At 56.9% G+C, this 22,099-nt stretch carries 28 protein-coding genes; 10 read left to right on the top strand and 18 right to left on the bottom strand.

Annotation, left to right across the window (positions count from 1 at the left end; all coding sequences use genetic code 11):
- Position 1: 1 nt before the first annotated feature.
- From BLM14_RS11720 to ygfZ, 7 genes are read right to left on the bottom strand one after another with little or no spacing between them, the layout of a single operon-like run.
- Entirely contained in the window at positions 2-304 is a 303-nt protein-coding gene (locus tag BLM14_RS11720) for a HigA family addiction module antitoxin (RefSeq protein WP_099999522.1), read from the bottom strand.
- 8 nt (positions 305-312) lie between these two features.
- Complete coding sequence (locus BLM14_RS11715; protein ID WP_099999521.1) at positions 313-585, bottom strand: type II toxin-antitoxin system RelE/ParE family toxin; 273 nt, start codon at positions 583-585, stop codon at positions 313-315.
- A gap of 60 nt (positions 586-645) precedes the next feature.
- Complete coding sequence (locus tag BLM14_RS11710; RefSeq protein ID WP_099999520.1) at positions 646-1,158, bottom strand: cupin domain-containing protein; 513 nt, start codon at positions 1,156-1,158, stop codon at positions 646-648.
- Positions 1,159-1,168: 10 nt separating this feature from the next.
- The gene (locus tag BLM14_RS11705; RefSeq protein WP_099999519.1) at positions 1,169-2,128 is read right to left on the bottom strand and encodes an NUDIX hydrolase; all 960 of its coding nucleotides are present in this window, start codon (positions 2,126-2,128) and stop codon (positions 1,169-1,171) included.
- A gap of 2 nt (positions 2,129-2,130) precedes the next feature.
- Positions 2,131-2,646 (bottom strand): tyrosine phosphatase family protein, encoded by a 516-nt coding sequence (locus BLM14_RS11700; RefSeq protein ID WP_099999518.1) that lies wholly within the window; start codon positions 2,644-2,646, stop codon positions 2,131-2,133.
- Between the two features lie 4 nt (positions 2,647-2,650).
- Positions 2,651-3,295, bottom strand: a complete 645-nt coding sequence (locus BLM14_RS11695; protein ID WP_099999517.1) for a YfbR-like 5'-deoxynucleotidase — start codon at positions 3,293-3,295, stop codon at positions 2,651-2,653.
- 13 nt (positions 3,296-3,308) lie between these two features.
- On the bottom strand, positions 3,309-4,160 hold the full coding sequence (gene ygfZ / locus BLM14_RS11690; protein WP_099999516.1) for a CAF17-like 4Fe-4S cluster assembly/insertion protein YgfZ: 852 nt from the start codon (positions 4,158-4,160) through the stop codon (positions 3,309-3,311).
- 75 nt (positions 4,161-4,235) lie between these two features.
- Here ygfZ and BLM14_RS11685 point away from each other — a divergent pair, with 75 nt between their 5' ends.
- Positions 4,236-5,573 (top strand): dihydroorotase, encoded by a 1,338-nt coding sequence (locus tag BLM14_RS11685; protein WP_099999515.1) that lies wholly within the window; start codon positions 4,236-4,238, stop codon positions 5,571-5,573.
- On the opposite strand, the gene BLM14_RS11680 is transcribed toward BLM14_RS11685, so the two are convergent.
- The 8 genes from BLM14_RS11680 to BLM14_RS11645 all read right to left on the bottom strand — a co-directional run bounded on the left by BLM14_RS11680 (position 5,561) and on the right by BLM14_RS11645 (position 11,268).
- The gene (locus BLM14_RS11680) at positions 5,561-6,346 is read right to left on the bottom strand and encodes a PhzF family phenazine biosynthesis protein (protein ID WP_237143337.1); all 786 of its coding nucleotides are present in this window, start codon (positions 6,344-6,346) and stop codon (positions 5,561-5,563) included. The two genes, BLM14_RS11685 and BLM14_RS11680, sit on opposite strands and share 13 nt — an antisense overlap.
- Before the next feature lie 26 nt (positions 6,347-6,372).
- Complete coding sequence (locus BLM14_RS11675) at positions 6,373-7,263, bottom strand: sigma-70 family RNA polymerase sigma factor (RefSeq protein WP_099999514.1); 891 nt, start codon at positions 7,261-7,263, stop codon at positions 6,373-6,375.
- Complete coding sequence (locus BLM14_RS11670) at positions 7,250-7,708, bottom strand: carboxymuconolactone decarboxylase family protein (RefSeq protein WP_099999513.1); 459 nt, start codon at positions 7,706-7,708, stop codon at positions 7,250-7,252. Before BLM14_RS11670 ends, BLM14_RS11675 begins: the two co-directional genes overlap by 14 nt.
- A gap of 95 nt (positions 7,709-7,803) precedes the next feature.
- Entirely contained in the window at positions 7,804-8,856 is a 1,053-nt protein-coding gene (locus BLM14_RS11665) for a D-alanine--D-alanine ligase family protein (RefSeq protein WP_099999512.1), read from the bottom strand.
- 70 nt (positions 8,857-8,926) lie between these two features.
- Positions 8,927-9,727 carry a hypothetical protein gene (locus tag BLM14_RS11660; RefSeq protein ID WP_099999511.1) on the bottom strand — a complete coding sequence of 267 codons (801 nt, stop codon included), beginning with the start codon at positions 9,725-9,727 and terminating at the stop codon, positions 8,927-8,929.
- A gap of 22 nt (positions 9,728-9,749) precedes the next feature.
- The gene (locus tag BLM14_RS11655) at positions 9,750-10,007 is read right to left on the bottom strand and encodes a hypothetical protein (protein ID WP_099999510.1); all 258 of its coding nucleotides are present in this window, start codon (positions 10,005-10,007) and stop codon (positions 9,750-9,752) included.
- 102 nt (positions 10,008-10,109) lie between these two features.
- Entirely contained in the window at positions 10,110-10,478 is a 369-nt protein-coding gene (locus tag BLM14_RS11650; protein WP_100001233.1) for a TIGR02301 family protein, read from the bottom strand.
- 358 nt (positions 10,479-10,836) lie between these two features.
- Positions 10,837-11,268, bottom strand: a complete 432-nt coding sequence (locus tag BLM14_RS11645) for an NUDIX hydrolase (RefSeq protein WP_099999509.1) — start codon at positions 11,266-11,268, stop codon at positions 10,837-10,839.
- Between the two features lie 108 nt (positions 11,269-11,376).
- Here BLM14_RS11645 and BLM14_RS11640 point away from each other — a divergent pair, with 108 nt between their 5' ends.
- Both BLM14_RS11640 and BLM14_RS11635 read left to right on the top strand, forming a co-directional pair.
- Entirely contained in the window at positions 11,377-12,141 is a 765-nt protein-coding gene (locus BLM14_RS11640; RefSeq protein ID WP_099999508.1) for an SOS response-associated peptidase, read from the top strand.
- A 37-nt stretch (positions 12,142-12,178) separates the two neighbouring features.
- Positions 12,179-12,793: a LysE/ArgO family amino acid transporter gene (locus BLM14_RS11635; RefSeq protein ID WP_099999507.1), complete on the top strand. Its 615-nt coding sequence runs from the start codon at positions 12,179-12,181 to the stop codon at positions 12,791-12,793.
- Here BLM14_RS11635 and BLM14_RS31525 read toward each other — a convergent pair.
- Positions 12,770-12,937 (bottom strand): hypothetical protein, encoded by a 168-nt coding sequence (locus BLM14_RS31525; protein WP_099999506.1) that lies wholly within the window; start codon positions 12,935-12,937, stop codon positions 12,770-12,772. The genes BLM14_RS11635 and BLM14_RS31525 overlap by 24 nt on opposite strands.
- A 384-nt stretch (positions 12,938-13,321) precedes the next feature.
- Here BLM14_RS31525 and cysS point away from each other — a divergent pair, with 384 nt between their 5' ends.
- The 5 genes from cysS to rarD all read left to right on the top strand — a co-directional run bounded on the left by cysS (position 13,322) and on the right by rarD (position 18,537).
- A complete protein-coding gene (cysS, locus tag BLM14_RS11625) occupies positions 13,322-14,770 on the top strand; it encodes a cysteine--tRNA ligase (RefSeq protein ID WP_099999505.1) in 1,449 nt (482 codons plus the stop codon).
- Positions 14,771-14,943: 173 nt separating this feature from the next.
- Complete coding sequence (locus tag BLM14_RS11615) at positions 14,944-15,333, top strand: endonuclease domain-containing protein (protein WP_418314181.1); 390 nt, start codon at positions 14,944-14,946, stop codon at positions 15,331-15,333.
- Complete coding sequence (locus tag BLM14_RS11610) at positions 15,330-15,836, top strand: GFA family protein (protein WP_099999503.1); 507 nt, start codon at positions 15,330-15,332, stop codon at positions 15,834-15,836. The genes BLM14_RS11615 and BLM14_RS11610 overlap by 4 nt, the downstream gene beginning before the upstream one ends.
- Positions 15,833-17,446: a citramalate synthase gene (gene cimA / locus BLM14_RS11605; protein WP_099999502.1), complete on the top strand. Its 1,614-nt coding sequence runs from the start codon at positions 15,833-15,835 to the stop codon at positions 17,444-17,446. The genes BLM14_RS11610 and cimA overlap by 4 nt, the downstream gene beginning before the upstream one ends.
- Positions 17,447-17,571: 125 nt before the next feature.
- Positions 17,572-18,537 (top strand): EamA family transporter RarD, encoded by a 966-nt coding sequence (gene rarD / locus BLM14_RS11600; RefSeq protein WP_418314180.1) that lies wholly within the window; start codon positions 17,572-17,574, stop codon positions 18,535-18,537.
- Here rarD and BLM14_RS11595 read toward each other — a convergent pair.
- Both BLM14_RS11595 and BLM14_RS11590 read right to left on the bottom strand, forming a co-directional pair.
- Positions 18,534-19,541, bottom strand: a complete 1,008-nt coding sequence (locus tag BLM14_RS11595) for a CorA family divalent cation transporter (protein WP_157929522.1) — start codon at positions 19,539-19,541, stop codon at positions 18,534-18,536. The genes rarD and BLM14_RS11595 overlap by 4 nt on opposite strands.
- 20 nt (positions 19,542-19,561) lie before the next feature.
- Positions 19,562-20,167 carry an LOG family protein gene (locus BLM14_RS11590; RefSeq protein ID WP_099999500.1) on the bottom strand — a complete coding sequence of 202 codons (606 nt, stop codon included), beginning with the start codon at positions 20,165-20,167 and terminating at the stop codon, positions 19,562-19,564.
- A 175-nt stretch (positions 20,168-20,342) separates the two neighbouring features.
- Here BLM14_RS11590 and BLM14_RS11585 point away from each other — a divergent pair, with 175 nt between their 5' ends.
- On the top strand, positions 20,343-21,635 hold the full coding sequence (locus BLM14_RS11585; protein ID WP_099999499.1) for a LysM peptidoglycan-binding domain-containing protein: 1,293 nt from the start codon (positions 20,343-20,345) through the stop codon (positions 21,633-21,635).
- 136 nt (positions 21,636-21,771) lie between these two features.
- Positions 21,772-22,098, top strand: coding sequence for an ArsR/SmtB family transcription factor (locus BLM14_RS11580; protein WP_099999498.1), 327 nt, complete (start codon positions 21,772-21,774; stop codon positions 22,096-22,098).
- Position 22,099: the final 1 nt, after the last annotated feature.

The raw sequence follows: 22,099 nt of genomic DNA, 5'->3' as shown, positions 1-22,099 counted from the left end.
ACTATGCAGCCCGGATCGTGGGGATTTTGCTTACGTCAACCTCACGCTCCGCATGCCAGGCATCGTGGGCGGCTTGCATTTGCAGCCAAATCTCCGCGCCATCGCCGAAGGCTTTACCGAGACGCGCTGCAACATCCGGCGAAACCGGCTTTCGTTCACCCAGGATGTCGTAGAGATGCTGTCGCGAGATGCCGAGAAGTTTGGCGATTTCCACTTTTGTTTTGCCCGTTGCGGGAATGATATCATCAAGCACGGCACCGGGATGTGAAGGGCAGCGATTTGGGTCGCGGATTGCTTTATACATGACAGTTCCTAATGATATTGTTCAAAGTCTACTGCGTAAGCATGACCGCCTTCGAATGTGAATGTGATACACCATGGGCCATCGTGCACGGTATACCGTGTTGGGTCAAAACCCTTTAGCGCGTGAAAATCAAAGCCAGGCAGGTTCATCTTTTCAACCATTGGTACAGAATCCAACCGATCAAGTCGCACAAGAATTCGCTTGTGCATTCTCGCGTCTATCGTCGATTTGCCATTGCGCCAGAGATTTGCAAGCGCCTTATTCCTGAAACTCTTGATGATGTAAGCAATTTGCTTACAGTTTGCAACTCGGTCAATTCGACATTAGTAGCGTTTCATGCGCTATTTTGGATTTTTCCGTTCAGTATCAGCGCCTTGCCAGTATTCCATGACAGCTGATCTGTCATAACCTTCGCCCATCAGCCGAACGCCGACACGCCCCGTCTCCGGATAGAACACGACTTCGTTCGGGTTTTTCTCGCCAATCATGATGAAGCGGCAAGGCGCATCGCTGTGATTGTAGAAGGAATGGCCCACCTTCTGCCCGGCAGGAAAGACGACATGGTCGCCGGCTTTCATCGGATAGGTCTTGTCGCCTAGCCGCAGTGTCATCTCGCCTTCCAGGATAAAGGCCTGCTCTTCTTCAAGCATGTGATAGTGGTTCAAGCTCGACTGCATGCCCGGCGCCAGTTCCTCCAATTGTACACCGACGTGATTGGCGCCGCCAAAGCCGGAAAGATAGCGAAATTTGCTTCCGTAGCGGCTGCCTTCCGACCATTCTTCCCAAGGCACGCTGTCCGACGAGAATGGTTCGGAAATGCCGTCGGCGTTAAGTGATGTCGGTTTGTCGTTCATTGCTTTCTCCCTAACCCCTGCCGCCCACGCGAAGTCCCGCCACACTGCGCTCCTCCAACACATTGTGACGGAAGCGATAAAGCGCTGCCGGCCTGCCGCGCGCCTGTGTCTGTTCGGCGCCCGTCGGCTCGACCAGCTCGGTTGTCTCGACCAGCCTGCGGAAATTCTGTTTGTGCAGGTGCCGGCCAGAAATCGCCTCGACTGTCTCCTGCAACGCTGTCAGCGTAAAGGTCGGCGGCATCAGTTCGAAGACAACTGGGCGGTATTTGAGCTTGGCGCGCAGCCGCGAAATCGCCGTCGCAAGGATGCGCCGGTGATCGAAACTCATTGGCAATCCCAGCATGCGTGAAAGATCAGTGCGCTCGGCGCGTCCATCCCGCGCCGCTTCTTCGATCAGGCCTGCTTCATACAGGAGCTCATAGCGTTCGAGCACGCGCTCCTCGTCCCAGACAATGCCGTCATCGCCAAATGCCAGCCGAAACCGGCTGAGCCGCGCCGGAACGCCGCTTTTTTCCGCCCAGGCATGCAATGCAGGCCGGATCGTCTCGTCAATCATTACAGGTTTGCCACCGCGCCAATCTTCCCAGGGCAGGAACGAATACCAGCTGCGCCAGCGCGCGCCGGATTTGCGCAGAGCCTCCTTGTTGTCGTCGGTAATGCGCGTAAGCGCGAGATAACCCACGGAGACAATATGCAGGTCACGATCTTCAGCTGTCTTGTGCCGCCCGCGATCGCCGAACGTATAGAGCTGTTCGACATATCCGAGCCGCAAGGGCGTCTGTTCCGCCACCCATTCGCGCAGGCCCGTCTCGAAGGTTCTATGCTGCAACGGGTTGAAAGGGCCGAAAGGCAGCTCGTCGCGCTCAGCATCGTCGCCTGAAGGCGTGGTCAGGATCAGCGGATCATTGTTGGTCACGGCGACAATGGCGGCGCTCAGGTTTATCTCGACCGCATTGGGCGTACCAGTCATGGCTACACCACGATTGGAAGAATGAAGGGCGTACCCTCAAAGGCCTCTTCGCCGCGTCCGATTGCCTTGATCGCATCGACCATCCGGCCCTTGCGCCCAAGCATATCGTCGGCGAGTGCCACGAGCCGGCTGTTGGGTGTGGCAGACGGCGCATTGCGACGCAGAACTTGCGCCAGCTGCACCTCGTCAATCTCCGGATTGAGCGCCAATGCCGTGATGTAGGCACCCGCGGTCGAGCGCGAGATGCCGGCATAGCAGTGAATGAGGAGAGGTGCCTCGCGATCCCAGCGCCGGCCGAATGCTATCAAGTCGCTGACGTGGTCGGCGACCGGATGTGTCATGCCTTCCATAGGCTCGACGATATCGTTGAATCCGAGAAACAAATGCCGCTCCTCGACTATTTCGACAGGGCGCAGGACGGACGTACCGATGTTGATCAGCGTTATCATGTCGCGAGCGCCAAAACGGGTCGCTGACTCGGCGAGGCGGGAAAGGGGAGACACAACGATATGCGGCATGATGTTATCCTTGGCTCTGCCGACGTTGCTTGTCGAGATATGCAAAACGCTGCAGAAAAGCATTTTGTACATTCTGGGTCGCCATGGCGGTCAAGTCGAGGCCTTGCGGATCAACACCACGCGGCCGCCCGAAAAATTGTACCGCTTCCTTCTCGGCAAAGCCGGCAAGGCGCGTCGCTTCATGATAGGCGGCAATCGCGTCTGCCCGTTTTATGAGCGTACGCAGATCTTGCTTTACCACTGGTGCCAGTGAAAAGCGCAAATGGATCGCGTGCTGCAGACGCAGCTCGACGCTCTTGTAATCTCCACCCACAACGGCCTTGAACGGCGAAATCATGTCGCCGATCACATATTCCGGCGCATCGTGCAGCAGGGCGATCAGGCGCTGTTCCGTGGTCGCTTCCGGAACGATCTTGCCAAAGATTTCTTCGACCAGCAGTGAATGCTGCGCCACTGAAAAAGCGTGCTCGCCGACGGTCTGGCCATTCCAGCGCGCGACACGTGCCAGACCCTGGGCGATGTCCTCGATTTCAATATCCAGCGGCGAGGGGTCAAGCAGATCGAGCCGTCGCCCGGACAACATACGCTGCCAGGCTCGCAACTCTGTTTTCTTCAATGGACTGGTTTGCGGCTTTGCCGATCGCAGCATCAATATTCCCCAATCAGGCCTCTTGCGTAGCCTCCGGGAATGTAAACCGGTGTTCGGGCGGAATGGCAAGATGAATGGCAATCTCTCCTGCCAGAATCGGTGTGTCGCTATCCATGGCGTCTTTCACCCGGTCGATGCGCACAAGCGCGAGCCCGCTTTTTCCGGCGATACTGCCGAGCGTGCCGATCTCGCGGCCATTGGCGGTGATTGGGGTGTCAGTTGCTGGCAAGTCCGATGTACCAGTCGCAACCAGGATACGCCGCCGCGCCGTGCCGCGATGCTGCATGCGTGAGACCACTTCCTGACCGACAAAGCAGCCCTTCTTGAACGAGACACCACCTGTTTGATCCAAATTGGTGTCATGCGGGAAGGCGTCGCCAAGCGCGTAATCGTTCGGGGCTTCTGCCACGCCATGGGCGATGCGAAGGGCAGTCCACGCCAGCTCGTTTCCCTCTGTCACCCGCTCCCCCCCGTATTGACGTCTGACATCCAACGCATCGGGAAACCGCCGGTCGTGCACCGTTGATTCAGTTTCCGAAAGCTCTGACTCACTTTCCCAGGCAACCTCAACAAACGATTCAGAATCCACGGCAATTTGCACCTTGGCGCGCAGTTTGTAGAGCGTCAATCGCTTCAAAAGGTCGTCCGCGGAAGTCTGTAAGGCATCGAGTCGCAATCCATCGCCTTGGCGCGAAACGAGGAATTCGAAGAGGATCTTGCCTTGCGGACTGAGCAAGGCGCCGGGTTTCAGATCGCCGCGTTCAAGTGTGTCGAGATCGGTCGTAATCAGGTTCTGGAGGAAATCTTCAGCATCCTCGCCGGTCACGTTGAGGACGGCTCTTCCGTTTAAACTTGCCGATGGCATTGCATCACCCTTGCCTTTCGCGTCCCTGTTACGTAATCCGCTGGAGACGGGTTCGCAAGGCTGGAGGACAAGCAAATGGCTCAGACGTTCGACACGATTTATCGAAGCGGCATTGTCGTCAACCAGGATGGCGTCGGGTTGCGCGATATCGGCATCACGAACGGCCGCATCGCTGCCATAGGCAATCTTGGCGGCGCTTCAGCGGGCGAGATCATCGATGCCACCGGCCTGCATATACTGCCCGGTGTCGTAGACAGCCAGGTGCATTTCCGCGAGCCGGGCCATGAACACAAGGAAGATTTGGAAAGTGGTTCGCGCTCTGCTGTTCTCGGCGGCGTCACCGCAGTCTTTGAAATGCCCAACACGAAGCCGCTGACCACCTCCGCCGAAACGCTTGAAGACAAGGTACGGCGCGGCCAACATCGCATGCATTGCGATTTCGCCTTCTGGGTAGGCGGTACGCGTGACAATGCCAATGATGTTGCCGAGCTTGAGCGATTGCCCGGCGCCGCCGGCATCAAGGTGTTCATGGGCTCCTCCACTGGCGATCTTCTCGTCGAGGATGATGAGGGCGTGCGTTCGATCCTCAAAAATACGCGCCGTCGTGCTGCCTTCCATTCGGAAGATGAATTCCGCCTGCGCGAACGCGAAGGGTTGCGCGTACCGGGGGATCCCTCGTCTCATCCGGTATGGCGTGACGAGATCGCTGCACTCAAATGCACCGAACGGCTGGTGCGGATCGCGCGCGAGACTCGTGCGCGCATTCACGTCCTGCATATCTCGACGGCCGAAGAGATCGATTTCCTGAAAGATCACAAGGACGTCGCGAGCTGCGAGGCGACGCCGCATCACCTGACGCTTGATGCCAGCCAGTATGCGACGCTTGGAACGCTGCTGCAGATGAACCCGCCGGTGCGCGATGCGCGCCATCGCGACGGCGTCTGGAAGGGTATCGGGCAGGGGATTGTTGACGTACTTGGCTCCGACCACGCACCGCATACGCTTGAAGAAAAATCAAAACCCTATCCGGCCTCGCCCTCGGGGATGACCGGCGTACAGACGCTGGTGCCGATCATGCTCGACCATGTGAATGCAGGCCGCATGTCAATCGAGCGCTTTGTCGATCTGAGTTCGCACGGCCCGAACCGGCTGTTCGGCATGGCGCGCAAGGGTCGCATCGCGGTCGGCTATGATGCCGATTTGACGATCGTCGATATGAAGCGCCGCGAAACCATCACCAATGCGCAGGTAGGCTCGAAGGCTGGCTGGACGCCCTATGACGGCAAGACGGTCACCGGTTGGCCCGTCGGCACCATCATCCGCGGCCACAAAATCATGTGGGAAGGTGAGATCGTCACGCCTTCGCAGGGCGAACCCGTGTTGTTTGGAGAGGCGTTGCCTCAGGCCAGATAAATCTCGGCCTTCATGAAGGTGACTGCCGATCCGGTTATAAGCACGCGGTCACCGGCAAGTTTGCAAAGGAGGTGCCCGCCGCGCTTCGAGCGCTGAAAGGCTGACAGGCTGGTTTTGCCGAGCTTTTCCGCCCAGTAGGGCACCAATGTGGAATGGGTCGATCCCGTCACCGGGTCCTCCGGGATACCAGCATAAGGCACAAAATAGCGCGAGACGAAATCATGTTCGTTTCCTTTGGCCGTGACGACAAGACCAAAGGGACCAAGGTCCGTGATCTTCGGCAGATCCGGGATGAAATCGCATACAGCCTGCTCGTCTTCCAGTTCGACGAACAGATTTTCGAAGTTCTTGAATGCCGGTGCGTTTTCGCCGACGATTTCCCTCAATAGTGGCGACATCTCGCTAATTGGTTCTGGTGAAAAACTCGGAAAATCAAGCTGATAAGCTGAATTCTTTCCATTGACCCGCAGTGTTCCAACGCGCGTTTCAAAAGCCAGTTCACCCTCAACGCCAAGCTCGTGCGCCAGAACATGCGACGTGGCGAGTGTAGCGTGACCGCAGAAATTGGCCTCGTTTAAAGGCGTGAACCAGCGCAAATCCCAGCCACTGGAATTACGTTTCACAAAAGCCGTCTCGGTCAAATTGTTCTCGGCTGCGATCGCCTGCATCTTCGCGTCGGGAAGCCAGTCATCCAGAACGAGTACAGCGGCAGGATTGCCGCTGAAGAGTTCAGTTGTGAAGGCGTCGACTTGATACATCGTCAGCTTGGTCATGGGCACCGTCCATTGAGTGAAATTCGTCAAGCTGTACCCTGAGGCGATGATTTCGCAAATGCCAGATGGCCGAGTTTTTGCGGATTACGCACGATATAGATCGTCTTGATCTTGCCGTTCTCGATTTCGAGCGCAGTTGTCTGCGGGATGCCATCGAACTCGGTTGTGACGAAACCGGGCAGCCCGTCGATCATCCCCTCATGCAGGAGGGGCGGGAACTTGTACTCAACGTGGCGGGCAATTCCATCGAAGAAGCGCGCAACCTTGGCCATCGTATAGATGGGGTTGATCGTGGAAGGACGAATGCCACCGCCATCGGCATACATGACCACATCATCCGCCAGGAGAGATTGCAGCGCTTGCATGTCGCCGCTGCGTGAGGCGTTGAAGAAGGCCTTTGCAATATTCTGACCCTGTTCATCCGACACCGGAAAACGCGGCTTGGCCTGCTGGACATGATTTCGCGCCCGGCTCGCAAGTTGGCGGCACGTCGCCGGATCGCGGCCAATTGCTTCGGAGATCTGGTTGAAGTGCTGCCCGAAGACGTCGTGCAGCAAGAACGCCGCGCGCTCAAGCGGCGAAAGCCGCTCCAGGGCCATCATCAGCGTCAGGGTGATGTCGCTGTCCGACTCCTCTTCGCTTGGGTCGAATATCGGCTCCGGCAGCCAGTTTCCCACATAGGTTTCCCTTCGAACGCGTGCGGATTTCAAATGATCAAGGCAAAGCCGCGTGATGGTGCGCACCAGAAAGGCTTCTTCGCTGCGCACCTCGGACCGGTCGGCCTGGTGCCAGCGAATGAAACCTTCCTGAACGATATCTTCCGCCTCCGCGACCGATCCGAGCATGCGGTAGGCAATGCGGATCAGCCGCGGCCTGAGGCGGTTGAACGTCTCAGCCGAATTGTCAGGCTGCGGCACGGTCTTTTGCTACCGGATGGATCGAGCGGAAACCGATGGCCAGGCGGTTCCACCCGTTGATGGTTACGATCAGCATGGACAGTTTGACGATCTCCTCTTCGGTGAAATGTTCCTTCAGCGTCTCGTAGTCGCTGTCCGGCGCATGGGTTTTGGCGACCAGCGTCAATGCCTCCGTCCAGGCGAGGGCAGCGCGTTCGCGCTCGCTGTAGAGCGGAGATTCCCGCCAGGCGTTGAGCAGATAGAGGCGCTGTTCAGTCTCGCCCTTGTTGCGCGCATCTTTCGAATGCATGTCCAGGCAGAAGGCGCAGCCGTTGATCTGCGAAGCCCGCATCTTGACGAGCTCGATGAGGCTCATTTCCAGCCCGCTATTGACGACGCTCTCCTCCATCTTGAGCATCGGCTTGATGGTGGCTTCGTGGTTGTAGGGGTTCAGTCTTGCCTTCATGATATCTCTCCTTGTCTGGCATTCAGTTGCCTGAACACAAGACGAGACAGCGTTACCGAACGTGACATCGAAGCGGATTATTCGCAAAAATCTTTTTAGGCAGCCCGCTTCAGGGCATGGCGGATCAGCCGATCGATCAATTCCGGATAGGGCACGTCGCTTGCTGCGAATATCTTTGGATACATGCTGATATCAGTAAACCCAGGTATCGTATTGATTTCATTGATAAACGCCTGCCCATCGGCGCGCAGGAAGAAATCGATACGCGCCATTCCCTCACAACCCAGCGCAATGAACGCTCTTTTCGTCATGTCCTGAAGGGCGGTTGCGGTGCTTTCCCCGATATGGGCCGGCACGAACAGCGCAGCGCCGTCGGCGTCGATATATTTCGCCTCATAAGAGTAGAAACCATGTGCCGCAGCGGGGGCGATTTCGCCCGGAACTGATACGCGCAAAGTGCCGTCCTCACCTTCGAGGACACCCAATTCGAATTCGCGTGCCTCGATGAATTCTTCGATCAGAACACGGCTGTCATACTGCAAGGCATTATCGATGGCCGATCGGAGCTCCTCGGTTGTCCTGGCCTTGCTGACCCCGACGGAGGAGCCCTGTCGCACAGGTTTGACAAAGACTGGCCAACCCAAATCGCGTGAAATCGCTTCGATATCCGGCGAATCTTGCCGGTTGATAGTTACGCCGCGTGCCACCGGCAAACCTGCCTGGGCCAGCAAGCATTTGGCTTGGTGCTTGTCCATGGCTGCCGCCGAACCGAAAATGCCACATCCGACATAGGCTATGCCTGCGACTTCCGCCAAACCCTGAACAGAGCCGTCTTCACCGAACTGGCCATGCAGGACCGGCATCAGCACATCCACAGGCGCTATTTCATAGGCGGAGCCGGATTGCGGAAGAACAAGGGTTCGCCCCTTGCCGCCGGGCAGAAAGCTGATCTGTGCACCGTCCTCGGGAACAGATTGCGGAAATTCGCCATTAATAAGCAACCATCGGCCCTGGCGCGTAATCCCGATCAGGACGACATCATATCTTTCTTGATCGATAGCTTGGGCGACGTTTCTGGCCGACATAACCGAAACATCGTGCTCGGCTGATTTGCCACCAAACAGAACTGCAACGCGTAACCTGGACATGCTGAAACGTCTCACCACGAAAGAGCCAAAAGACAGTTTGAAATTGAAAGAAGGGTTTTTGGAAGGCGTCTCAATCGCCCGTAACGAAAAACCGCCACCGGCCCTTCGGGGTGATCCCGAGGCGATAGAACACATAGGTTCCAAACTGCTTCATCTCGTCATAATCGCCGGCGGTGACAATCTGGAAGAGCTCCACCTTCTGCCTCGCGTCGAGCTTGTCGAGCGGATAGGCGAAGAAATATGGCCAGACATAGAGCTCGTCTGCTGTACCCGCATCAAGATGGACGTAGCCCGACTCCAGCACGTCGACGAGAATGGCCAATATTTCCTGGCCGTCCGGGTCACCCGCAAGGCTCTTCAGAAAGGCAAGCGGATCGCCGTCTATATCAGTCAGCGACAGCATGGTGACGTCATCGCCGGAACCGATCAGTGGACGAAGCGCCTCGATCGAACCGGACTTGGCGGCGGTGAGTATGAGCTCGCGCATTTTCTGCACGGGGAAGGGCAGCTTGCTGACGTCGTATTCGACCTGGGGAACAGGCGCGCCATCCTTGGCATTCGGCATGGCTGGATTGGTCGCGGCTGTGCCGGCATCATCCGTTGGCGCAGGATTTTCCGGCGCGGCGGCAGGCTTTTCGGGGGCAGCGGCTGGCGGGGTTTGCGCCTCTCCTGCAGGCTTTTGCTCGGCGCCCGGCTTGGCTGGCGCTGGTTCAGCAGCTTTGGGAAGATCTTCTTTCTTGATCTCGCTCAGGGCGAGCTGAACCGGTACATCGGCACCCGCCGAAAAAGCGGGAATGCTGAAAGCACAGACCGCCGCCGCTAAAAAACTGGTTCTGGCGATCGCAGAAGCGGAAAAGTGCTTTTCAAGCATGCAGGATCACCCGGGTGTTGAACTATTGCAGAACGCGATTCGATGAAAACTCACCCGCAGAAATACGTTCACGCAGCACTTCAAGCAAGGCCAGTGCAGACACTTCCCCGTTATCGCGGATCAATTCGGTCAACGCGGTTGCGAAAGCGGCTTCGGCCATAATTTCGGGTTCGATACCTTCAAGCGTGCCATCTGCCCAGACTTCGTTCTGATATTCGATCGCAACCAGTTTTTTTTCTTCTGCAACCAACCTATCAAGGTCCGTCGATGTCATGTTCATGATATACCATCCTTGGCCGAGGCCAATTCTTAAACTACCGCTAAACAATACCATACGTTTTGTTTAAAATGCGGTTCATTGGCTCCAACAGTTAAAGCCTGGTTAATTTCCATAGCCCGATACGATCTCAGAAGAAAGTCTCATTCCTTCGCTCTGGTAGCGGTCAATCGCCGCAATCGCCTGGCTCGTACAGGTCGAGTACGTCTCGTTGAATGTGCGGTATCCACGGTTGAAGCTTGCGATCAGCCGCGCCTTGCGCGCAGGGTCAGGATTTTCCGCCAGAAGCAGTGAATCCATGCGATCGCGCCACTGACTGCTCTTCTCACCACAAAGATTACGCAATGAGTGGATTGACCCAAGCACTTCCGCGAGGCGAACGAGCTTCGCTTCATACAGGGGATCGACCGCATGAGCCGGCGCCGCTGCGACAATGACTGCCAAAAACGCTGTGATCAATCCTATGCGACGCACGAAATAACCTTGAGCCTTAGAGCGGAGAACATTCAAATGGAACCAGTTCTGTTTCTCGGATGGCGAGACAATCCACGCGGAAGGTGGCGAGGCCGATGTTTGTGCATCGGACGAAGCCGCCTGACAAAGTGGGTGTCCGCCAGCCGGAAACCCGAAGGGGCCGGGTGAATTCGGCCAAATCCGTCGGGCTTCGGCGTCGTCCGATGGAAAGACATCGGCCTCGCCAAACCCCTTGACCTTGTCCACGAATTCCCTCCGGCAGAACGATTCCATTTGGATGTGCTCCGCTCTCGATTCCCCTCAAGAAGGCATGTTGCTTGAAAGCAAGGCGCCTTCAAGGCGTTGATGGTTAATACCCTCAACTTTCGAACGAGCTCGCAAGATCGTATGCAACTTCCAATACGCTCTCCGTCACATCGAAAGCCGCCATCTCATCAACCCGCAACCAGTGGACGGCTGCTGCATCGTCGGCGGCGACGGCCTCGCCCGTTGGATCGTGAGCCAGGAAAACGGCGAGGCGGAACGGTTTGGGCGACGGGAATTCCGGCGTGGAATAGTCGAATGTCACCGTGGTGAGGTAAGAGACCCCGGTCGCGACAATGCCGGTTTCCTCGTAAAGCTCGCGGATGGCCGCGTCTTGCGGCGTCTCGTCTTCCTCGCGTCGCCCACCCGGAAATGCCAGCCAGCCCTTCGATGGTTCGCGTCCGCGTTCGACGAGCAGGAAAGCTCCATCGCGAATACAGACGGCCGAAACACCATCGACAGTTGCGGAAAGGGGAATCTGGTCCATATCTCAGGGGTAAGTCGTGACAGCGATTTTGACAAGGGTAACGATACTTGACCCGGCACCGCAAATGCGGATGATCGCCAGTCCCAAATCTAATCAGGCCTCAATTGCATGTGTGGACGTTTTTCCCTCCTCGGAACCCCGGAAGAAATCGAAGCTTGGTTCGACCTAATGGAACTAGAGGCATTTCCCCCACGCTATAACATTGCCCCAACGCAGCCGATCCTCATGGTGGTCAGCGGTGAAACACCGCCACCCGGCAGCAATCGTCCGAACCGCCGGGCGCTGCTCGTACGTTGGGGCTTCATTCCGGGCTGGGTGAAGGATACGGCAAACTATCCGCTGATGATTAATGCCCGCTCGGAAACGGCCATCGAAAAAGCCTCGTTCAAGGCCGCGATGCGCCATCGCCGTGCTCTGATCCCGGCCTCGGGCTTTTACGAATGGCGCCGGACTGGCGACAAGAAAGCCCAGGCCTATTGGATCAGGCCGCGAGATGGCGGGATTGTCGCCTTCGCCGGTCTCTATGAGCCATGGGCCAATGCGGAAGGCTCGGAAATAGATACAGGGGCGATCCTGACAACGGGCGCCAACGCGAATCTGCGCTTTATCCATGACCGCATGCCTGTGGTGATCGAGCAGAAGGATTTCACCCGCTGGCTCGATTGCAAGACGCAGGAGCCCCGCCACGTCGCCGATCTCATGAAGCCGGCACAGGCGGATTTCTTCGAGGCTATCCCCGTCTCGGACAAGGTCAACAATTTTGCCAACACCGGGCCGGAGATTCAGGAGCGGGTTGCTGAAACTCTGGAAGAGCGCAAGAAACCGGCGCGGGCCAAACCTCCAGAGCCTGACGACCAGATGAAATTGTTCTAGGTTTCCAACCCCAACTATTTTCCAGGATACCCACCCGATGTTTTCAGCCGCACTCTCCGGTTTCCTTCTTGGCGCGTCCCTCATTATCGCCATCGGCGCGCAAAATGCCTTCATCTTGCGGCAGGGGCTGCTGCGCGAGCACGTCTTTACCCTGAGCCTGATCTGCGCACTTTCCGATGCCTTGTTGATTGCCGCTGGCGTTGCCGGGCTCGGCACATTGATTGCGCAATCGCCAAAGCTGATCTCCTTCGTGACGCTTGGCGGCGCCGCATTTCTGTTCTGTTATGCTTTTATTGCTTTCCGGCGCGCATTCCACCCGGAAGTGCTGCGAGCGGCGACCTCGGGCAACGGCAATTTGAAGGTGGCCATCGGCACCGTTCTGGCGCTGACCTTCCTCAACCCGCATGTCTATCTGGATACGGTGGTCTTGCTTGGGGGCCTGTCGGCGCGCTTCGAAGGTGTCAACCGCGCGGCTTACGGCGCAGGCGCGGCGCTTGCATCCTTCATCTGGTTCTTTGGTCTCGGTTATGGTGCGAGACTGCTGCAGCCGGTATTTGCGAGGCCGGCTGCCTGGCGTGTGCTTGACGTTCTGATTGGCCTCGTCATGGCCGGCATTGCGTTAAGCCTGTTAGTCCGTTTCCTGCACAATTGAGGCGAGCTTCAGCTGTGGACGCTGGCGTACTGTGCTGAGAACGGCAGCCAGAATCGCGGCAGGGCCAATCGCTCGGTATTGTGAGGCAAGATTGTCGGCGCGGGCGCTTTCGCGCGGCTTCGCCGTTTGTTGGTTGTTTGTCATGGTCTGGTCCTTTTGGCGGGGCCTATTCCCCTTAGTTCAAGTCACAGGATTCCCGGTCAAATTGGCCGGAAAAAAGGCACTTTCCGGGAGGATTTTAGGCTATTCGGTTAATTTGGATTAACCATCGCCGAGGCGACAAAATTGCAACACCGAGGTTGTGGTGATCGACTCTTGACGATTGGCGCGCTCTCGACCATAAATGCCCGCATGAAAACGTTGCCCGTCACGATTATTATTACCTGTCGGATCATTATCAGCTAGCGCTCTGCTGGCCCGGCCGTTTTCGTCTCAAAATTCAAGTACAAAGATGCGAAACACTCCGGTCAGCAGACCAGCGCGTTGGTATGAATCTGAATATCTGAACCCGAGTTTGAGACAACCGCCATGCCGCAACAACTGAGCCTTTACAACACGCTCACCCGCACGAAGGAAATCTTCGAGCCGATCGATCCGGAAAACGTGCGCATGTATGTCTGCGGCCCGACGGTCTATGATTACGCCCATATCGGCAATGCCCGGCCAGTGATCGTCTTCGACGTGCTGTTCCGTCTGTTGCGCCATATCTATGGGACAAACCAGGTCACCTATGTGCGCAACATCACCGACATCGATGACAAGATCAATGCGCGGGCTGCCCGTGATTATCCGGATCTGCCGTTGAACGAGGCTATCCGAAAAGTCACCGAGACCACCAACCGGCAATTCCAGACCGATGTTGCCGCACTCGGCAATCTGCAGCCATCGGACCAGCCGCGTGCAACGGAATACATCGCCGAAATGGTCGCAATGATCGACCGTCTCGTCGAGCGCGGTGTTGCCTATGTGGCCGATAGGCATGTGCTGTTCTCGCCCTCGGCAATGAATGCTGCCAAGGGGCCGCGTTACGGTCTGCTCGCCCGCCGTTCATTTGACGATATGCTGGCGGGCGCACGTGTTGATGTTGCCTCTTACAAGCGCGACGAGATGGATTTCGTCTTGTGGAAGCCGTCCAAGCAGGATGAGCCGGGCTGGCCTTCGCCCGCCGGCATCGATGGTCTTGGGCGCCCGGGTTGGCATATCGAGTGCTCGGCCATGGCGATGGCCAAACTGCTGGAGCCGTTCGGCGGCGGTCTGCAATGCGATGATCCGATGAAGAATATCTTCGACATCCATGCCGGCGGTATCGATCTGGTCTTTCCGCACCATGAGAATGAGATAGCCCAGTCTTGCTGCGCGCTTGGCACGGACCGCATGGCCAATGTCTGGATGCATAACGGTTTTCTTCAGGTCGAAGGTCAGAAAATGGCAAAGAGCGTCGGCAATTTCGTGACGATCCACGAATTGCTCGAGACGACGGTATTTGGCGACCGGAAATGGCAGGGCGAGGTGCTGCGCCTTGCGATGTTGATGACCAACTATCGCGAGCCGATCGACTTCAGCGTGCGGAAGCTGGAAGAGGCGGAAAACATCCTCGCTAAAGCCCGCGAATATGTGGGCGATGCCGGCGTCGGTGTGATTCCGGATGAGGCGATTGACATCCTGTCAGACGATCTGGCAACACCAAGCCTGATCAACTGGCTGGCATCGATCAGGAAGTCACGCGTCCTCGATCCAGCGGACTATCGTGCAGTGTTTGGATTGCTGGGTATTGACCTGAGTGCGGAAGCAATTTCGACAGAGCTTGAGAATGAAATCGAAGTCAAGATCCGTAATCGCCTTTCCTTGCTCGCAGCCAAGAGCTTCACTGAAGCCGACCGCATCCGCGATGAACTGCTGGAGAAAGGTATTCAGCTGAAGGACGGCAAGGATCCGGCAACGGGCGAACGCATCACGACCTGGGAGGTGAGGCGATGAATGTTTGTGCTTCTCACCCCCCTCTGTCCTGCCGGACATCTCCCCCACAAGGGGGGAGATCAGATGGCATAGGTGCTTTCGCCAATTTCCAACGTTGGAGATTGGCATCAATATTGGTGCAAGCCGATCTCCCCCCTTGTGGGGGAGATGTCCGGCAGGACAGAGGGGGGTGAATGAACATGCCGTCTCATACGCCTGTTCCTTCAAGAATACGCAAAAATGCCAAATCTATGCGTCACGCATTGACAGATGCAGAGTTGAAACTTTGGAATTCGCTTCGCGCGCATCGCCTGATGGGGCTGTCATTCAAGCGCCAAATGCCGATTGCTGGATATATAGTCGATTTTGCATGTCCCTCGGTCCGTCTAATTATCGAGCTAGACGGATCCCAGCATGCTGATGATCATAATTTGATATACGACCAAGAGAGAACCCAGCGCTTGGAACGCGACGGCTGGAACGTCTTGCGATTTTGGAACGATGATGTGCTGCGTGATATCGAAGGGGCATGCCAGCACATAGTTGCGACAGTTGATCAGATCCGAAAGGGACATCCATCATGAGTCTCGACAACAAGCCGATCTATACCGGCGGGTGTCAGTGCGGTGCGATCCGTTTTCGCGTCGAAGGCAAGCTCGGTGATGCATCGATCTGCCATTGCCGCATGTGCCAGAAAGCATTCGGCAACTTTTTTGCGCCGTTGACATCGGTTCGCGGCACAGATTTTCAATGGACCAGGGGCGAGCCCAGGCGGTTTCAATCCTCCAACCACGTCAAGCGCGGCTTCTGCGCGAACTGCGGAACCCCGCTGACTTATGAGGCGCCCGACGGCATGGCGCTTGCGATTGCTGCTTTTGATCATCCGGAGGAACTAGCCCCGACCATTCAATGGGGCCTCGAAGGCAAGCTGCCTTATGTCGATGGTTTGTCGACACTACCGGGATATACTTCCGAGGGAGACCCGGAATCGGCAGAATTCCTGAAAACAATGATATCCTATCAGCACCCCGACCACGACACGGATCAATGGCCGCCATCGGGGCCGCAAGGGGAGGCGGACAAGTGACCAAGGAACGGATCTATCTCTTCGACACGACATTGCGTGATGGCCAGCAGACGCCGGGCATCGACTTTTCGGTCGAGGACAAAAAGGTCATTGCCGATTTGCTGGACGAGTTCGGTTTCGACTATGTCGAGGGCGGCTACCCTGGTGCCAACCCCACCGACACCGCATTTTTTGCTGAGAAACGTACGAAACGCGCGAAATTTGCGGCTTTCGGCATGACCAAGCGCGCAGGCGTATCTGCTGCCAATGATCCAGGCCTCGGCGCACTCATTCGCTCGGCGGCCGATACGGTGTGTTTCGTCGGCAAGAGCTGGGACTACCACGTCCGTGTGGCGCTCGGATGTACCAATGAGGAAAACCTCGAATCCATAGATGCTTCCGTCAGAGCTGCTGTCGAAGCGGGCAAGGAAGCCATTGTCGATTGCGAGCACTTCTTCGATGGCTACAAGGCCAATGCGGATTATGCGCTTGCCTGTGCGAAAACTGCCTACAACGCCGGAGCCCGCTGGGTCGTTCTCTGCGACACCAATGGCGGCACGCAGCCAGCGGAAGTGGCAGAAATCGTCCGCACGGTAACCAAGTTCATTCCCGGCGATCATCTCGGCATTCATGCCCATAATGATACGGAGCAGGCGGTTGCCAATTCGCTAGCCGCGATCGATGCCGGCGTTCGCCACGTACAGGGCACGCTGAATGGCATCGGCGAGCGCTGCGGCAATGCCAATCTGGTGACGATCATCCCGACGCTGATGCTGAAGCCTGCCTGGGTGGATCGCTTCGAAACCGGCATCAGCCTGGAGAAATTGCAGGGGCTTACCCGCCTCTCGCGCAGCTTTGACGAGTTGCTCAACCGGGCTCCCAATTCGCAAGGCGCGTTCGTCGGCAGCTCCGCCTTTGCCACCAAGGCCGGCATTCATGCGTCGGCTCTGGTCAAGGAACCGGCGACCTATGAACATGTGCCGCCGGAAACCGTTGGCAATCGCCGCAAGGTGATGGTCTCCGACCAGGGCGGCAAATCCAATTTCATCAATGAGCTGGAGCGCCGCGGCATACCTGTAGCCAAGTCAGACCCGCGCCTCGACACGCTGATTGCGCTGGTCAAGGAACACGAGGCCGAAGGCTATGCCTATGAGGGCGCCGATGCGAGCTTCGAACTTCTGGCGCGGCGCACGCTGGGCACCGTGCCGGAGTTCTTCAAGGTCGAATCCTTCCGTTGCATGGTCGAACGGCGCTTCGATGCCAATGGCAATATCAAGACTGTCTCGGAGGCGGTGGTCCGTGTGGAAGTCGATGGCGAGACGCGCATGTCTGTCGCCGAGGGACATGGTCCGGTCAATGCACTCGATCTTGCGCTGCGCAAGGATATGGGCCGCTATCAGCACGAGATCGACGATTTGGTATTGGCGGATTTCAAGGTGCGCATCCTCAATGGCGGCACGGAAGCCATCACGCGCGTCCTCATCGAGTCGACCGATTCCAGCAATGTGCGCTGGTGGACGGTGGGTGTCTCCGACAATATCATCGATGCGTCCTTCCAGGCACTGATGGACTCGATTGTCTATAAACTGATGAAAAATCGCGACTTGGCGGGCAAAATCGCTGCGGAATAGCGATATTCTCTCTGGTAACTGCACAAATAATGCCCGGAATGACGAAAAAAACATCAACTGTCTTGATGGATTGATCAGCCGAATTCAATGGACGTCAGGGGACGCGAAGAATACGACTTCGCGTCATGACCGAGCAGATCAACCATAGTCCAGCTGTAAGCGCGACACTTGTGACACACGAAACTACCGCTGGCATGTCGGATGGAAAGAAGGGCTTCATTTTCGCGCTCGCAGCCTATCTGCTGTGGGGCATTCTGCCGTTTTACCTGAAATCCGTTGCCCATATGCCGGCAATGGAAGTGGTCGCCCATCGTATCATCTGGTCCGTTCCGATTGCCGGTGCACTACTCTGGTGGCTTGGCCTGTTCGGCGACCTGAAAATCGCGCTGACCACCCCGCGCATGCTCGCAATGGCGACGCTGACGGCCTCGCTCATCACCCTTAACTGGGGAACCTATGTTTGGGCAATTGGCAGCGGCCATGCGATCGATACGGCACTCGGCTATTATATCAACCCGCTGGTGAATGTCGTTCTTGGCGGCATTTTTCTGGGCGAACGCCTGTCAAAACCACAGATGGTGGCGGTTGCGCTGGCAGCCTGCGCTGTCATCCTGCTGACGGTGTATTCCGGCGGTCTGCCGTGGATTTCGCTGGTGCTCGCCTTCAGCTTCGGTTTTTACGGTTTCTTCCGCAAGACTTTGCCGATAGGTCCTACACAGGGCTTCATGCTGGAGGTTCTGCTCCTGTCGATCCCGTCGCTCGGCTTCATATTCTGGACGGTATCGCAGGGCACGAGCCATTTCTTCAATGGCAATGCGCATGACATCGGTCTTCTGTTGTTCGCAGGACCGGCAACGGCCGTGCCGCTCATTCTCTATGCTTTTGGCGCAAAGCTCCTGCGCTACACAACGATTGGTTTGATGCAGTATATCGCGCCGACGATCGTTTTCTTGAGCGCAATCTTTATTTTCGGTGAGCCATTCTCGCACATCCAGTTCATTGCTTTCGCCCTGATCTGGTCTGCCCTCGCGATCTATACCTGGTCCATGCTGCACGACGCACGCAAGGTACGACTGGCTGCAACAGCCTAATTCCGCGATCCGCCGATCTTTCGAACCAGAAGATACACCATTGCGGAAATCGCCAGCGCCACGAGGGCGACAATCCAGAATCCGTGCTCGCTGCTTGCCAGCGGCAGACCTCCGGTGTTCATCCCGAAAAGACCACTGATAACGGTACTTGGCAAAAGCACCGCGGTCATCACTGACAGGACATAGAGGAACTGGTTCGACTGGTCGGTCAACTTCGCCATGAGTTCATCCTGCAGCAACCGCGCACGCTGTTGCAACTGGTCGCCTTCAGCATGCAGCGTCTCTGCGCGGCGTGATAGCCCTTCGATCAGATCGTCCAGATCCTCGGGAAGGGCCCGGCGATCCGCATGATCGATATGCCGGAACAGACTTGTCGCCGCCGTCAGATAGCGGTGAAAGACAACGATCTGGCGCCTGACCGGCACAAGCCGTTCGCGTTCGCCCTGCCAACTCTCGCCAACGATGTGATCCTCGATTGAATCGAGCGTTTCGGAAAGCTTGGCGATTTCCGCCTTCAGAAGCTCGAGAAAGCGGCGGAAGATCGCGTTGAACAGGGCGATGGGTGTTGCCGGCTTGACCTTACCGCGACCGATGGACTGACGCACATCATCGACGGACTGGAGAGGATGGCGGCGGCCGCTAATGAAAAGCCTGTCGTTGAAGGCAAAACGGAAATAGCCGAGTTCGCGCGGGTCGCCATAATGCTCATGCTGCAAATCGGGCAATTCACCAAAGAGCCAGCCATCTTCAAAGCTGATCTGGTATTGATCGCCTGACGAGAGAAATGCCTCGCGGACCATCTCTGGCAAACTCTCGTCTGTCTCAAGGGAGCGCCGTGCCCGCGCATCGGCGAGAGCATAACTCTTCCATGTCCAGACAGTGTTCGAAGGGGTTGCGGCCTGCTGCAGAAGCGTGCCGTCTGCGTCAAAACCATGAGTTATGACGAAATCATCATTGTGGAGCTTCTTGATGCTGGATAAGGGATCGGAGGGTAAAGTGTCCACCATGAGATCCCTTTTTGTCTCTATAGCCGCTCGATAATCGCTTCGTTGCCTTCCCGATCGCCCCTTGATGCGGCGTTCAGGATCGCTGGCACAATGTCTTCCGGCCCGTCTACCACAATCGGATTGACCAAATGTGACGTATGCACGAAACCTTCCGCCTTCATGTGATCGATCAGCGCCAGCATGGGATTCCAAAAACCGTTGATGTTGGCGAAAACCATCGGCTTCCTGTGACGTCCAAGCTGCGCCCAGGTCATGATCTCGACGATTTCTTCGACAGTACCGATACCACCGGGCAAGGTGACGAAAGCATCTGAACGCTCGAACATCTTATGCTTGCGCTCGTGCATGTCTTCGGTGACAATCAGCTCGGTAAGCTGGCCAAGCGCGTGTTCCGTGGCTTCCTTGTTCATCAGGAATTTCGGGATAATTCCGGTGACCTTGCCGCCCGCAGACATGACGCCGTCTGCGACCGCGCCCATAATGCCCTTGGTGCCGCCGCCATAGACAAGCTCAAGCTTGTGCTCAGCGATAGACTTGCCGAGCAGCCTGCCGCTTTGCTTGTAAACCGGATCGCGGCCCGGTGAGGAACCGCAATAGACACAAATGGATCGAATCTGGCTCATTCGATGAGTGGTGCCTTGTGCATCGCAAAACGTCAAGCCCGATACAAAGGCGACAAAATGTTCAGGTCGCAGCTTTCCGTTAGTAAGTCTAAAGAATAGGGCTGAATCTAAAGGGTTTTCTTGTAGCGTAGGACAAAAGGCGCTAGAGCAAAAAGAACAAGAGGATCGGGGAACAATGATCAACAATAAATTTGCGGTTTTGGGGTTTGGTGCTGTCGTTGCTGTGGGCCTCGCTGCTGCCTATATGGGATATCTTCCAGGTAAGCCAACTCTGGACAAACCGGTCGCGCCAGTAAGCGGAACTGCGCAGACACCGCCTGCCGAACCTGCTCCTCAGCAGCAGGCGGCAATTTCTCCGACGACGCCCGCACCAGACGCGAGCGCTCCAGCAGCGCAAACTGCTCCCGCGCAGACTGCTCCGGCAACGGCCGAGCCCCAAGGTGAGGCGGCAGAGGTCCAACCCGGCGCCCCTACCTTTGACGTTTTGCGTGTTGAACCCTCCGGCGCAATAGTCATCGCTGGCAAAGCCGGCAAGAATGCAACGGTCGATCTTCTTTCCCGCTCCAATGTGATCGGCTCGACAAAATCATCAGAGGCCGGCGACTTCGTCATCGTGCTGGACGATCCGCTAAAGCCCGGCGACTATCAGCTTGTGTTGCGTTCAACGACGCCTGATGGCACCGCCATGACATCGCTTGAAACGGCGATCGTATCAATTCCCGAGACAAAGACTGGCCAGGTATTGGCCCTTGTGGAGCAATCCGGGCAGCCAAGCCGTATGATTACCAAGCCGCAAGCAATCGAACCTCCAGCCACAGCGCCGGCCGAGACGGCGATGGCCGCTGCTCCAAAGGGTGACAAACCCGCGGTCGCACCCGCTGAAAAGGCGCGTATTGCGGTTGAGGCTGTGGAAATCGAGGGCAACAAGTTATTCATTGCCGGGACAGCCGAGGCAGGCTCGACAGTCAAGGTCTATGCCAATGACGATTTGCTCGGTATCACGAAGACAACGCCCGACGGCCGTTTCCTTGTACAGACGGTCCGCGAACTGGCCGTTGGCGACTATATTGTCCGGGCTGATATGATCGGCAAAGACGGCGTGACCGTCGCCGCCCGGGCAGCGGTTCCGTTCAAACGCGAAGCCGGCGAGCGCGTATCGGCGGTGGCATCTGCAACCCCGGCGCCTTCGGTCGACGGTACGCAGACCGCGACAGGGGCAGTTGCGCCGCAAACGGATGCACAGGCGCCGCAATCGGCCAGTCCCGAAGCGCCGCTCAAGAGTGTTGATGGCTCGGTGATCATCCGCCGCGGCGACAATCTCTGGCGGATTTCCCGGCGCACCTATGGCGAGGGAATGCGTTATACGACGATCTACCTGGCCAACAAGGAACAGATCCGCAATCCGGATATGATTTACCCAGGACAGGTTTTCGCCTTGCCGGAGAAGGACAAGCCGGCGGCTCAATAGCAAAATCGAGCAGCAAACATTCGCTTTGCAGAAAAGCCGTTTGCGTTTTCTGCTTGCACTGGAAAATTATATCGTTTATCGCCGATGAACGATGAAGTGCAGCAATCGATCTGACCCATCTGTAACAGACGCAGAAATGGCGCGTGTCCTTGCCGCGCTGGCCCATCCAGCGCGGTTACGCATTGTCCGCCAGCTTGCTTGCTTTGATGCGTCCTGCTGCAAGGACATTGTCGCGCAGCTCGATCTGGCGCAATCGACCGTGTCGCAACATCTGAAGATACTTGTCGACGCGGGTCTTGTTCTGTACCGGCCGTCGGGCCAGAGCTCGCATTACAGCATCAATCCGGAAGCCTTTGCCGATGTCGCATCGCTAGTGGGCGACTTGGCCAATCTTTGCTGTCCGCCAGCTACAATTGTTCAGGAAGCGGCGCTGCCGCAGCCCGAAGCCAGCCTCAAGGATTAAC

The sequence above is a fragment of the Phyllobacterium zundukense genome (assembly GCF_002764115.1).
Taxonomy (GTDB): Bacteria; Pseudomonadota; Alphaproteobacteria; order Rhizobiales; family Rhizobiaceae; genus Phyllobacterium; species Phyllobacterium zundukense.
The sequence above is the reverse complement of the archived record's forward strand: the minus strand, read 5'-3'. Positions and strand labels throughout refer to the sequence as shown.